Origin of the sequence: Corynebacterium gottingense (assembly GCF_007559235.1) — a bacterium.
Classification (GTDB): domain Bacteria; phylum Actinomycetota; class Actinomycetes; order Mycobacteriales; family Mycobacteriaceae; genus Corynebacterium; species Corynebacterium gottingense.
This window is the reverse complement of record NZ_VMHH01000010.1, coordinates 38,407-51,109: the sequence shown is the minus strand read 5'-3', so window position 1 is coordinate 51,109 and position 12,703 is coordinate 38,407. Positions and strand designations below refer to the sequence as shown.

At 64.4% G+C, this 12,703-nt stretch carries 8 protein-coding genes, 1 tRNA gene and 2 pseudogenes; 4 read left to right on the top strand and 7 right to left on the bottom strand.

Annotated elements, in window-relative coordinates:
- Positions 1–300 precede the first annotated feature (300 nt).
- Both FPH17_RS12160 and FPH17_RS10200 read right to left on the bottom strand, forming a co-directional pair.
- Positions 301–610 (bottom strand): annotated as a pseudogene (locus FPH17_RS12160) (recombinase family protein); the annotation flags it as partial.
- A 406-nt stretch (positions 611–1,016) separates the two neighbouring features.
- A tRNA-Met gene (locus FPH17_RS10200) sits at positions 1,017–1,093 on the bottom strand.
- Positions 1,094–1,331: 238 nt separating this feature from the next.
- Here FPH17_RS10200 and FPH17_RS10195 point away from each other — a divergent pair.
- Complete coding sequence (locus FPH17_RS10195; protein WP_154880333.1) at positions 1,332–1,808, top strand: hypothetical protein; 477 nt, start codon at positions 1,332–1,334, stop codon at positions 1,806–1,808.
- A gap of 4 nt (positions 1,809–1,812) precedes the next feature.
- Here the strand turns inward: FPH17_RS10195 and FPH17_RS10190 are convergent, their stop codons facing one another.
- A complete protein-coding gene (locus FPH17_RS10190; protein ID WP_238397201.1) occupies positions 1,813–4,716 on the bottom strand; it encodes a UPF0182 family protein in 2,904 nt (967 codons plus the stop codon).
- A gap of 179 nt (positions 4,717–4,895) precedes the next feature.
- On the opposite strand from FPH17_RS10190, the gene FPH17_RS10185 reads away from it, so the two are divergent.
- Both FPH17_RS10185 and FPH17_RS10180 read left to right on the top strand, forming a co-directional pair.
- Complete coding sequence (locus FPH17_RS10185; RefSeq protein ID WP_154880365.1) at positions 4,896–5,393, top strand: PPA1309 family protein; 498 nt, start codon at positions 4,896–4,898, stop codon at positions 5,391–5,393.
- A 56-nt stretch (positions 5,394–5,449) separates the two neighbouring features.
- The gene (locus tag FPH17_RS10180; protein WP_244288103.1) at positions 5,450–6,160 is read left to right on the top strand and encodes a hypothetical protein; all 711 of its coding nucleotides are present in this window, start codon (positions 5,450–5,452) and stop codon (positions 6,158–6,160) included.
- Here the strand turns inward: FPH17_RS10180 and FPH17_RS10175 are convergent.
- The 3 genes and pseudogenes from FPH17_RS10175 to FPH17_RS10165 form a co-directional block, all read right to left on the bottom strand.
- Complete coding sequence (locus FPH17_RS10175) at positions 6,144–8,693, bottom strand: ABC transporter permease (protein ID WP_154880327.1); 2,550 nt, start codon at positions 8,691–8,693, stop codon at positions 6,144–6,146. The two genes, FPH17_RS10180 and FPH17_RS10175, sit on opposite strands and share 17 nt — an antisense overlap.
- A 7-nt stretch (positions 8,694–8,700) precedes the next feature.
- Positions 8,701–9,456 (bottom strand): annotated as a pseudogene (locus tag FPH17_RS10170) (ABC transporter ATP-binding protein); the annotation flags it as partial.
- Between the two features lie 97 nt (positions 9,457–9,553).
- A complete protein-coding gene (locus FPH17_RS10165; protein WP_154880326.1) occupies positions 9,554–10,975 on the bottom strand; it encodes a zinc-dependent metalloprotease in 1,422 nt (473 codons plus the stop codon).
- A gap of 109 nt (positions 10,976–11,084) precedes the next feature.
- Here FPH17_RS10165 and FPH17_RS10160 point away from each other — a divergent pair, with 109 nt between their 5' ends.
- Complete coding sequence (locus tag FPH17_RS10160) at positions 11,085–12,200, top strand: YlbL family protein (RefSeq protein ID WP_331252955.1); 1,116 nt, start codon at positions 11,085–11,087, stop codon at positions 12,198–12,200.
- 3 nt (positions 12,201–12,203) lie between these two features.
- Here FPH17_RS10160 and FPH17_RS10155 read toward each other — a convergent pair whose 3' ends face one another.
- Positions 12,204–12,698: a M48 family metallopeptidase gene (locus FPH17_RS10155; protein ID WP_154880322.1), complete on the bottom strand. Its 495-nt coding sequence runs from the start codon at positions 12,696–12,698 to the stop codon at positions 12,204–12,206.
- Positions 12,699–12,703 lie beyond the last annotated feature (5 nt).

Genomic DNA, 12,703 nt, shown 5'->3' with positions numbered 1-12,703 from the left:
TGCCCGCGTGTTCGCTCGTGACTACCTGGACAGCTGTAGCCCCAGAAGCAGTCGGCACAGTACGGATAGACGGGCTCACAAAAGATCACACTACCGTCCGCCCCACACCCCACCCCTTAGTGCGGAAAAATACCCAACCCCAACACCAAACCAGCAGGTCTACGCGTCAAGAGTTAAGTCGGTCACACCACAGTGAGCCAAGTCAGGTCGGAACTATACGGAAAGGCATATGGTGTGACATATGTTCTAACATGTGGCAGTTTCAACGTCTGCGCATATTTACCCCCACCTTGCGCCGCTTTAGGCGTTTTCCAGTGCCCGATACACGGGGTAGGCCGGGTGACTCCGAATTCCCGCGCTAGTGCGGCTTTCGACCCCCGCCAGCACGCACTGCTTAAACTCCACTATCTGGCCCGGGCTTAGTGCGGGCTTACGGCCCTTGTACTTGCCAGCCCTTTTTCGCCGGCGCGATACCCTCCGCCTGGCGCTCACGAATAATGGCCCGCTCAAACTCCGCAAAGCTACCGAGTATGCCGAGCATTAATTCCGCATGCGCGTCGGACGTGTCTTTCGCAAACGTGAGATCCTCGTGCAGGAAAGTAACAGTCACAGCGCATCTATGCTCGCACTACCGTAGGATAAAGGTGTATGAAATCGACTTATATCATGCAAACCGCAACATAACTCACAGGTTAGCGATACCGGAAAACGTGCACTTTCATCTCTCGACATGCGAGAGGACGCGAGTCGTGTAATACCCATCTCGAACGCCACGGTTGAGCGGTGTCCCCCCGACACACAGACAGATCTCCCCCGAACTGTCGGCTCCCGTGGCGTTCCTCGTTGCAGTCGCCCTCGCATACAACCGCGAAACCCGCACCGCTTTGCTGGAGCGCTGATGCCTCATCGGGTGCAGGATTCTGGCTCTAGTACACCATCTAGTGCACCAAATGCCGATTTCAACACAAAACAAAGAACACCCCTACCAGCGTTTCCGCTGGTAGGGGCTTGGAAGTTGGTAGCGGGGGCAGGATTCGAACCTACGACCTCTGGGTTATGAGCCCAGCGAGCTACCGAGCTGCTCCACCCCGCGTCGGGTGATATTTTCTTTTCACCTGCTGCCGTATTGGCAACGTGAAGTAACTATACTGATCGCTTTACCAAAGGCCAAATCCCCTGGGCAGAACCCATAATCGTGAGATTCATACGGCTTGCCCAACGTACGCCCACCACGCTCATGTTCGTTCACCAGTTCGAACCGACCCGGTGCCGTGCCCGGGCCGGGCGATACAATTGCGCTCCATCCAGTCACACGACGTCAGGAGGCGCCCTTGGGAGAATTACTTCGAGCCGCAATCTACTGTGTTGAGATCCCCTCGCTCCTACCAAAGGAGCGGAACATCCTCGGCACCCTCGCTTTCCTCGCCGACGATTCCGAAGAGTCGACGCTCGAACTCGACGGAACGATCCGCCCCGGCCGCACCGGACTCATTACCCGACTCGGGCCTCCGGGGGCGAAGGGCGGGTTCGCCAGGGCGAACATCGTCGCCACGCACATCCCACTGTTCAAAGAGACCGGCTGGGTCCGCGACGTGGACGTGCCAGCGCTGGACGGCGCGTACCAACTCAACCTGGCACGCCTGGGCAGGCTGCTCGACCTTACGGAGGCGGCCATGGTGGATTCGGGCGGGCCGGGCCCCGAGTACGACGAAGCGGACCAGGAGAAGCCCGGCGATTTTCTTCGCCCGGCACCGGAGGATCTGCGTGAGCAGATCGACCGGCTCCTGGTCCGCAACCCGCTAGGGTAAGCGCCTACTGCGCGCTCTGGTACGCCTCCACGGCGCGGTCCAGCTCGTCGAGGGCTCGGCCGTACTCCTCGAAGGAGCCATCGCGGGCGCCCTCGAGGTTGCGCAGGGCGTCGTTGATGCCCTGCATCGCCTCGTCCTTGTTGCCCGGGGCAGGCGCCTCGCTGTCGCCATCCTTCGGCTGCTCGGCGGGGGCCTCGGCGTCCTGGTTGTCGGACGCGCCTTCGTCGACAAGCTCGATGTCCTGCGCAGCCTTTGAATCAATGCCCACCTGCTTCAGGGCCTGCGAGATCGTCGGCGCGTAGCCCACCTGGCCGCGGTAGAACACGAGCACGCGCAGCAGCTTCGGGAACGCGGACTCCTGGTCCTTGCGCTGGGAGTAGATCGGTTCGACGTAGAGGATCTCGCCGCCGCCCACCGGCAGGGTGAGCAGGTTACCGTTCTTCAGGTCGTTCGAGCCCTCCCACAGCGTACGATCACGCGCGACCTGGTCGGAGGACATCAGCGCGTCCTGCGCCTGCTTCGGGCCCTGGGTCTGCGTGTTCGTGGGCAGGACGCGGACCGTGATCTTGCCGTACGTTTCCGGGTCCGAGGACACCGACATGTGCGCCGACAAGAACTCGCGGTTCAGGCCGCGGTACGGGGTGATCAGCTGGAAGGAGGACTCGTTGGTCTCCGGGTCAGCGGCCACGACGTAGTACGGCGGCTGGTTCAGCTCCTGGCGGCCCTCCGGCGCGGTCGGATCGTTGGGCACGGACCAGAAGGCGTCGTTGTTGAAGAACACGCCCGGGTCGTCCACGTGGTAGCGCGCCAGCAGCTCACGCTGGACCTTGAATAGGTCCTCCGGGTAGCGGAGGTGCTCGCGTAGATCATCGCTGATCTCGCTGTGCGGGCGCACCGTATCCGGGAACACGCCCATCCAGGCCTTGAGCACCGGGTCTTCCTCGTCAAACTGGTAGAGGTCAACAGAGCCGTCGTACGCGTCCACCGTCGCCTTCACCGAGTTACGGATGTAGCCCAGGTTGTTGTTCACCAGGCGTTGTGTGGTCCCGTCCGGGTTCAGCGCGTCCTGTGTGGTGTCCTGCAATGACGTGTTCGTGGAGTACGGCAACTGCGACAGCGTGGTGTAGCCGTCCACGATCCACTTCACCCGCCCGTCAATCACTGCGGGGTAGGTCTTCGAGTCCGTGGTCAGCCACGGCGCGACCTTCTCCACACGCTCGCGCGGGTCGCGGTCGTAGAGCAGCTTGGAGTTGCCGCCGACGCGGTCCGACAGAATCATGTTCAGCTCCTGGTACTTCACCGCGTACGCGGCGCGGTTGAACCAGTTGCCAATGTTCACGCCGCCCTCGCCCTCGTAGGTGTAGGTGGAGTTGTCCGTGTCATACTCCACCGGGCCCTGCCCGTTGTCTCCCACGATGGCGTAGTCCAGCCCATCCTCCGCGCTGGAGATCACGGGGCCGTAGTAAATGCGGGGCTCGTCCACGCGGATGCCCAGCTCCTCGGCGTCCTTCTTCTCCGCCGCCTTCGCGTTGGACTGCAAGTCCGAGACCGTAAAAATGGGCAGACCACCGCGGGTCGAGCCGGCGTCCTGTGCTGCCTCGTCCACGGTGTTCGCCTGCGCGGCCACGAACCCGTTGCCGTGCGTGTACACCGTGTGGCGGTTGATCCAGTCGCGCTGGTTCTCGCGCAGGGCGTTCGGATCCATCTCGCGCGCGGCGACGACAAAGTCGCGCATCTCCCCGTCGACCTGGTAGCGGTCCATGGCCAGCTGGTCCGGGAAGCCGTAGAAGTTGCGCAGCTGCTGGTTCTGGGTGAACGTGGGCGAGAGCACGTCCGGGTCCAGCAGGCGGATGTTGCTGATGGTGGACCAATCGTCCGCGACCTCATTGTTGGAGACGTTGTCCGAGCCCCAGTTGTCCTCGTACGTCACCGTGTCATCCGTCAGCCCGTAGGCGAAACGGGTGGACTCGATGTTGCGGCCGATGTACTCGCGCTCCTTGGCCTGGCGGTTCGGCTTGACCGAGAACTGCTCAAGCAGGGCCGGCCAGACGTTGCCGATCACCAGCGAGGACACCAGCATGAGCACCGTGGCCAGCACCGGGATGCGGAAATCCTTGTACACCACCGACGCGAAGAACGCCGCGGCGACGATGACCGCGATAACGGTGAGGATCATCTTGGCGGGCAGCATCGCGTTAATAGAGGTATAGGACGCGCCCGTGAAAATGTCGTTCTGCCCGTAGAGCAGGAAGTAGCGCTCCAGCCAGTAGCTCACGGCCTTGAGCAGCATCCACAGACCGGCAGTAAACGCCAGCTGCACGCGCGCCGCCTTGGAGACGAAGCCGCGCTGCCCCGACGTACGGTTGCCAATGCGGATCCCGCCCAGCAGGTAGTGCGCGACGAGGGCGATGAGGAACGCGACGATAAGCAGCATGCTCAGCGTGCCCACGATGGCGGAAAGACCCGGCAGCGCGAACGCGTAAAAGCCGAGGTCCTTGCCGTACTGCGGGTCGGACACTCCGAAATCGGAGCCGTTAAACCACAGCAGGAACGTGCGCCACATGCGCTGCCCCGCCAGACCCGACAGGACGGCGACGACCAGCGGCACGACGAAGAGCAGCGAACGAATGCCCTGCTGAATCGTCTCGCGGTACTGCACGGACGGCGAGAACGGATCCGCCGTGGGCGCATTCGCCGGTCTCCCCCGCCAGGCCAGCAGGGCCGCCGCGTACGCGACACCGCCGCCAATCAGCGCAAAAATGACGAACAAAACAATGCGGGCAATAATCACCCGGTTAAACACACCGCGGAAGTCGAGTTCCCCGAACCACAGGAAGTCGGTGTACAGACCGACCAGCATGGGCACGAGGGTAAAAATTGCGCCGACGACGATGACCGCCGTCAGCAGCGTACGGTTCGACTTTTTCGCGTTGGGTTGAGGCTGGTTGACGCGGGTAGCCAATCCTGCTCCTTCGAAATAGTCTTTACGTGCGTATTAAGCTTCTAGCTTAAAGTTTCAACGATTCGACAGCCAGAAAGGTTCCCGTGCAGCGTCACTTCAGCTCACAGCAGGCCCTGAACAAAGCCATGACGGAAGCTGTGGAGTTCGTCCACGCGGAGGGCTGGGACGCACCGCCCTCACTCTTTGCGCTGGTCCCCTCGCAGTTGCTTATCGACGAGCTGTCTCAACTCACCGACGACGCCGACCACTCCCCCCTCACCCTGGTTGTGCAAGAGCTGCCGGAACACATCCGCCCCGGTAGCGATGAGCTAGCCGACTACGTCGCGCGCGTCGCGTGGCCCGAGCTGGTCGAGGGCGTCGTCCTCGCCCAGGAAATCATCTTCCGCGACACTTCCGCCGGGCCGGACTCCCAACCGCGCCCCGCGCGCCTCTTCTCCGGCGTGCTGCGAGACGACGACATCGAGCAGACCCTCCTACAGATGCGGCTTACAGAGGAAGAACTGGAGGAACGCGGCATGTTTGCCCAGGACGAGATCGAGCTGCGCGGCGGGCCCAACGTCGCCCCGAACGTCATCGCCGCGCTGCGCTACAGCCTCGCGCAGGACCCCGATGAGCTGACCTAGGTCGAGCGCTCACGTACTATCGTTACCCATACGCACAGGAAATAAGGAGCCTACCCGTGACGCACCGCCGCACACTCGTCCCCGCTCTCCTCGCCGCCTCGCTCGCACTGACCGCGTGCGGGAACGGGGACGACGAGACGAGCACTACAGCAGCACCGGCACCGGAAGAGACCGAGACGTCCCAGAGCGAGGCGCCGTCCAGCAGCGCGACGAGTTCCACGGCGGAGAGCACTGAGAGCGCTGAGAGCACCGTGAGTTCAGCGTCGAGCACGTCGAAGGAATCGGGCACGCGGGCGTCGACAAGCACTTCTGCGAAAGACAAGACAGTGCAGGAAGTGACCGAATCCTTCGCGGGGCTGGCGCCGGAGTCGCTGTTCGCGCAGCTGGATACGTGCTCGGCAACTGGGGTGAGCGGCTCCTACGACTGCTCCGGCGCAGAGATCGGACAGTTCCAATTCTTCGATTCCGAGGCGAAGGCGGCGTCGACGACGCAGCTGCTCACGGAGCTGCGGTCCTCGCGGATCGTGGAAGATGACGGCGAGCGCATCGTCGGTTGGTCCACGCTGGGCACCTCCGCGATCATCACGGTGGTGGACAATCAGCGCGGCCAAGTGATGCAGCAGCTGGTGTCCTCTGAGCAGGAGGATCCGCGCGAGCGCATCGAGAAGCTGGGCCTGGCTGACGTGGAGGCCGAGGGCGAGACCGCCACGGGCTCCCCCGCGTCCACGACGCGCACGTCGGCAGCTGCGACTACGACACAGCGATAGCGTCAAGCGGCGGGGTTTTCGCCGCGTGCTGCGAGGGCCACAGCGCCGCGATCACGCCCACACACGCCGAACCAACGAGCATCACGCCCACAAGTGCCCAGGGCACCTGGGGACTGTCAAACCCCTCGTCTGCCAACGTGGCAATAAACGCCACACCCAAACCAAGGCCCAGCACCACCCCGGCGAACGCGCCGAAGACAGCGATCTGCACCGATTCCAGCGTGATCATCGTGCGCACCTGTCGACGTTGCGTACCCACCGCACGCAGCATGCCGATCTCTTTGCGCCGCTCAATCACACCAAGCGTCAGCGTGTTGATGATGCCCAGCACCGCGATGATCACGGCCAGCGCGAGCAGCCCGTAAAGCACGGCGAGCATCTGGTCGATCGTGCCAGCCAGCTGCGCGGCATACTCGTCGCCCGTCATCACCTGGAGCACCACCGCGTCACGCACCGCGGCCTCGAGGTCCGCACGCATCGCGTCACGGTCCGCGCCGTCCTCAGCCACGATGCCGACCATGCGCACGAGCTGCGCCTCGGGTGGTGCGACCTGGTTGGCAACCTCGGCGTCGAGCAGGATCCGCGTCGCAACCTCAGTCGGCTCGTAAATCCCCCGCAGCGTCGCCTGCGCTGTCACCCCGGGGACGGGACCTGCGACCTCGTATGCACGGCCAACCTTCCAGCCTTGCTCGGTGGCCAACTCCTCGTCTGCAAGGAACCCTCCGGCAATGTCTTGGTCTCCGTCTTTCAACTCGAGGGCGAACACCTGGGTGGGATCGGCATCGACCGTCATGGTCAGCTGGGCTTGCTCCTCCAATGAAGACTGCCCGCCGACGGTGGCCGGGACCGCGCCGACAGTCACACGCGCATCGATGCCGTCCACGTCTTCGACCATGGCGACAGTGTCGTTCGGTGCCGGGAAGTTCCCCTTGACAGGGCCTGTGAGCACGTAGTCAGCGCTGATGTGGTCGGCGATATCGTCCTGCAGTGAGGCCTTCATCGTCGCCCCCAGCATGCCGATGACCGTTACCAACGCAACGCCCAGGATCAGCGCGAACGCGGTCGCGGCAGTGCGTCGCGGGTTACGGTGCGTATTTGTCCCCGCGAGGGAACCAATCGCGCCGAAGGGCGCACCAACGACCTTACCAAGACCAGGGACGACAACCGAAGACAGTGCCGGGCCCGCCAAGTACACGCCAACAATCAGACACGCTGCGCCAATACCGACGGCGGTGACGCGGGGGGTCGTCGAGGCGTCGATAATCGCCCCGGCGCTTGCCGCCACAATGCCAACGACGGCGAGCACCACCCCTGCGATCGTCCTGCGACGCAACGAAGCGGGCGCATCTGCGTCGGTACCACGCATCGCTTCGACTGGCTGCACCGAGCCCGCACGCCGGGCGGGGGCGTAGGCGGAGAGCGTCGTGACCAGCACGCCAAGCACCAGCGGAACAATGATGGCCGCGGGGCTAAGCCCAAGGCCAGGCTCAAACGGCATGCCCTGGGTGCCCATGACTGCTTTGATCAGCGCGACCAGCCCAATACCGGTAGCAACACCAACCAGCGAGCCGAAGATACCCACTATGGCGGATTCCACCACCACCGAGCCGACGACCTGCGGCTGCGAGGCCCCCAGCGCACGCAGCAGCGCAAACTCCTTGGTGCGCTCGGCGACGATCATAGAGAACGTGTTGGCAATGATGAACGTACCGACCAGCAACGCAATCAGGCCGAAGGCAATGAGCAGGTAGCGGATCGCTGTCAGCGCGAACGCCATCTCCTCGCGAGCCGCGTCCGCAAGCGCCTCGCCGGTCTCTGCTTCCACGTCGTAAGTGCTGCTGAGGTGCTGCGCAAGGTCCTCTGCCGTGGTGCCTTCGGCTGCGGAGAGCTTCAGCTGCACAGGGTCGCCGTACACGTCAAGGAAGGCCGGCGCAGCCATGCTGATCGTGATGTCGTCGCCAAGCTGCGACGCGGGTGCGGACACCCCCACGACGGTGACCGTGTCGCGATGCTCCGGGTGCACCAGCATAAGCCGATCACCGAGCCCAATACCGTAGTCCTCAACGGCAGATTCGCTTACTAGGACTTCGCCCGTGCCGCGTGGCGCGCGACCTTGCACAAGCGCGTTCTCCTCGCCCACGGTCTGCTCCGGCGGGTAGTACGCGATCACCTCTGAGGTGTCGCCCTGTGTTTGGTAGGCCACAGCGTCCTCGTTTGCAATCACCACGGGTTGCGGGCTCAGCACGTTGACCTCGCGCACCAGCGAATCCTGCGCAAGTCGGTCGCGCATGCTCGCGTCAAGTGGAGGGCCGTCCCCGTCCTTGCCCCCTACGCCGTCCCCTACGCCAACATCCACGCCGCGGTAGACGTTGTTGACCGCCGCGTCGAACGTGTTCGACAGCGAGGTGCTGAACATGAACGAACCGGAAACAAACGCCGTTCCCAAAATGACCGCGAGCACGGTGAGCCCGAGCCGAAGCCTGTGTTGCGCGATGGTGCGCAGCGAAACGGTGCGCATTGCGTTGCGTGCCATGCCAGCCCTCTATTTCCGCCATGACGGTGTGAATATCCTCCATCGTCGGGTCGCGAAGCTCCCGCACGATCCGGCCATCGGCGAGGAAAAGCACTCAGTCAGCGTAGGACGCAGCCTTCGCATCGTGCGTGACAATGACCACGGTCTGCTCGTCTTGGTCCACCGCCGTCCGCAAAATGTCGAGCACCTCAGCCGTGGCGTTCGAGTCCAGGTTGCCGGTCGGCTCGTCACCGAAAATGATCTCTGGGCGCGATACCAGCGCTCGCGCGCACGCGACACGCTGCTGCTGCCCACCGGAGAGTTCCGCCGGGCGGTGGTTGAGGCGCTGCGCCAGACCTAACCGGGTGGTGATCTCCTCGAGCCATCGTTCATCCACGTCGCGCCCCGCAATATCAAGGGGAAGCGTGATGTTTTCCCGCGCGGTGAGCGTGGGCACCAGGTTGAAGGACTGGAAGATAAAGCCCAGGCGATCGCGACGCAGCTGCGTCATCTCTCGGTCACGCAGGTTGGTCAGGCAGGTCTGGCCGATGTAGGCCTCACCAGAGGTGACCGTGTCCAGCCCCGCCATTGCGTGCATGAGCGTGGACTTGCCGGACCCGGATGGCCCCATGATGGCGGTGAACTCATTGCGATGGAACTCGACCGTGACGTGGTCAAGCGCAACAACAGCGGTATCTGCGTCGCCGTATTGCTTAAAAAGGTTCTCGGCCCGGGCGGCGGCGGTCATGGCGTGTTCTCCTTGCGAGCAGCGTGGCTTCACCATCTATTTTATTGCGCTTTGCAGGAGAAAAGCAGGCAAAAGGGCGAGGTGAGCGCTGTGCAGTCGCTCACCCCGCCCTGGTACGAGCGCGGCCGAAAGTCTACAGCTCGGTGCCATCCTCGCTGCCGTCGTCTTTCCCGTCGCCGTCCTCGCGCTTGAGCTTCGGGTTGTTGCGCAGCTCCTCCTCGAGCTTGCTGAACTCGGCGTCGAAGTCCGCGTCCGTGGTGTCGTCCAGAAGCCCATCGATAAACGCGGCGGGGTTGTCCAAGTGCTCCGCGTCCGGCAGGAAGTCCGGGTGGTTCCACACCTCGTCGCGGCGCTGCATGCCCACGGCATTATCCACGCGACGCCACAGCTCCGCGGCTTCGCGCACCTTCGGGGCACCCAGCTCAATGCCGACGATGTTGGCGAACGCCTGCTCTGCCGAACCACCGGTGGCGCGGCGGCGCGCCCAGGCCTCAGCGAGCTGCGCCGAGGACGGGATTCGCTCCGCCAGCGACGCGTCGACGACCACGTCGACCCAGCCCTCCACCAGCGCGAGCAGCGTCTCCAACCGCGAGGTTGCCCCGGCGTTGCGGGAGCCGACCCGCGGGGAGAGGTCCATGTTCTGCAGGTTCTGCAGCGCCTCCTGGATCTGCTGCGGGTCGCCCGATTCCAGATTGAGGCTCCGGGTGGCCTCGTCGATGTTGGAGGTGTCGATCTCCAGGCCTGCGGCGTACTCCTCCACCGAGGCCACGATCCGCTCGACCAGCCACGGCACGTGCTGGAACAGGCGCTGGCGCGCGGCCTCGCGTGCAGCGATGTAGACCAGCACCTCCTGCCCGGGCACCGAGAGGTCCTTGGAAATCCGGGTCACGTTCTTGGGCAGCACCGACGCCACGCAGCGGGGCGCGACCGGCAGGCCGAAGTCCGTGCCGGTGAGCGCCTGCTGTGCCAGATCCCCCAGCGCGTGGCCCAGCTTCATGCCAAAGTTCATGGAATTCATGGAGTTCATCACCCCCGCCAGCGGGCCCATCATCTCGCGGGCCTCTGCCGGCATGTTGTCCAGCTGCGCGCGGTTCATGTGCTCCGCAACCGGGTTGACCAGGCGCTTCCACATCGGCATGGTCTCTACCAGCCAGTCGTCCGCGTTCCACGCGCGCGCCTGGGAGTCCGCGGCGGGCAGCGTGGTGGACTCGCTCAGCCAGTGGTTGACCAGCCCGAGTGACTCCTCCACCGCCTTCTTATCGCCGGCGGAGACCGCCGCCTTGTCACCAACGCGCTGGCGGGCCATGCGCAGCGCCATGTCAAAGTTCACGGCCGAGTCACCCGACTGGCTCGCCTGGTTAAACGAATTGCCCATGCCGGACAGCATCTGGCCGAACTGGTTCAGCATGTCGCCGAGCCCGCCGCCCTGCTGTCCGCCACCAAACCCGAAGGCGGCGAAGGGATTCGACGCGTCGCCACCGTTGTTGTCGCCGCGCTTGTTCTTATCTTCGTCGTCATCATTGTTGGGAAAGGAAAATCCAAATCCGTTATTCATACCTGCCACGATACATAGCGCCGACTCTTGCGCGCGAGCACTTTCTGCGCAGATCGGGACGCTGAGAGCGAACACGGTGAGCGATAACGGCTACGCTAAGATGCGCTGCGTGGAAGAACAGGAAGTCGGGGCGCAGCCCCAGCCGGACGCATCCGAGCAGGAGACCAAGCTCAACAGACGTTGGTCAACCGTGGTGTGGGGAGCGATCCCCGTGGCAGCACTCGCCGTCATGATGTCCATCAACCACGTCCCCGGCACCAACATTTCCCTGGCTGTGCCGTACGCGGCGGAGGGCCCCGGCCCGATGTTCAACACCCTCGGTGAGGTCGAGGGAGAGCCGGTGATTGACATCGAGGGCACTGAGACGGACCCCGTCTCGGGCAACCTCAACATGACCACCGTGTCCGTGCGCACCAACATGTCGCTCGCGCAGGCGATCGGCCGGTGGATCGGCACAGACGACACGATCGTGCCGGTGGAGCAGATCATCCCGCCTGACGTGGACGAGGAGCAGATGCGCCAATACAACCAGGCCGAGTTCGCCGCTTCGGAGGGCAACGCGACTGTGGCCGCCATGCGCTACCTGGGCAAACCGACCCGCGTGCTGATCCACGACCTGGTGGATGACTCCCCCGCGTCCGGTGTGCTGGAAGCAGAGGACGTGATCACCCACATCGACGGTGCCCCCGTCACCGAGCCCAGCGAGGTGCAGGAAAAGGTTCACGCCCACTCCCCCGGCGACGAGATCACCGTGAGCATCGAGCGTGACCGCGCCCCGATGAACGTCCGCGTCCGCCTCGGCGAGAGCCCCGAGGACAAGGGCACCCCGATGGTAGGCATCCTCATGACCTCGGAGCCCGGCGGCGACGTGACGGTCAACTACAACCTCAACGACGTCGGCGGCCCCAGCGCCGGCATGATCTTCTCGCTGGCCGTGATAGACAAACTGAGCCCCGGTGAGCTCAACCACGGCAAGTTCGTCGCCGGCACCGGCACTATCGCGGAGGACGGAGAGGTCGGCCCGATCGGCGGGATCCAGCACAAGCTCGCCGCAGCGCGCGACCAGCACGTCGAGCTGTTCCTCGCCCCGGAGGGCAACTGCGACGCGGTCCGCACCGTCGACCCCGGCGACATGACCGTGGCGAGCGTGGGCTCACTGCAAGACGCCGTCACCGCCATGGACAACTTCGCCGCGGGCAAGGAAGTCCACGGCTGCGGCGAGTAGCGCTCACCCGAAGCGCTGGTAGGCCTCCAAGTAGCCTTTCGCCCGCTCCGCCCGCGGCGCCCGATCCGCCCACTCCCAGAACTCGGCGGAGTGCCCGGCGATAAACGTGTGCACCAGCTCATGGACGATCACGGCGTCGAGCACGTAGTCCGGGACCCCCTTGAGCCGGGAGCTGATCCGGATGTCGCCGGTGGTCGTGGTGCACGACCCCCAGCGCGTCTGCTGGTTGTCCACCCAGCGGATGGAGCCGACGCGGGCGCGGCCGTCGAGCACGGTGTCGTTCAGCTGCGTGGCGCGGGCGGTGAGGGTGGCGTCGTTGAGCGCGCTCGCCTGCGTCTTCTTCGCGACGCGCGCGAGCATCTCCTCCACGGTCTGGTCCTCTTGCGCCTGCGAGAACCGCGCGGGGATTCGGATCTCCACGACGCCGCCGACCAGGCGCGCCTGCACCGACCGGGTGCGGCGGGCCGAGCGGATGACGCGGTAGGGCTGCTCGCTCACGCGCG

Bases quoted from the DNA above. Each gene is read 5' to 3' on its own strand.
- FPH17_RS10165 (WP_154880326.1), bottom strand. From the start codon at position 10,975: ATGAATAACGGATTTGGATTTTCCTTTCCCAACAATGATGACGACGAA.
- FPH17_RS10185 (WP_154880365.1), top strand. From the start codon at position 4,896: ATGACGGAAGCTGTGGAGTTCGTCCACGCGGAGGGCTGGGACGCACCG.
- FPH17_RS10175 (WP_154880327.1), bottom strand. From the start codon at position 8,693: ATGGCACGCAACGCAATGCGCACCGTTTCGCTGCGCACCATCGCGCAA.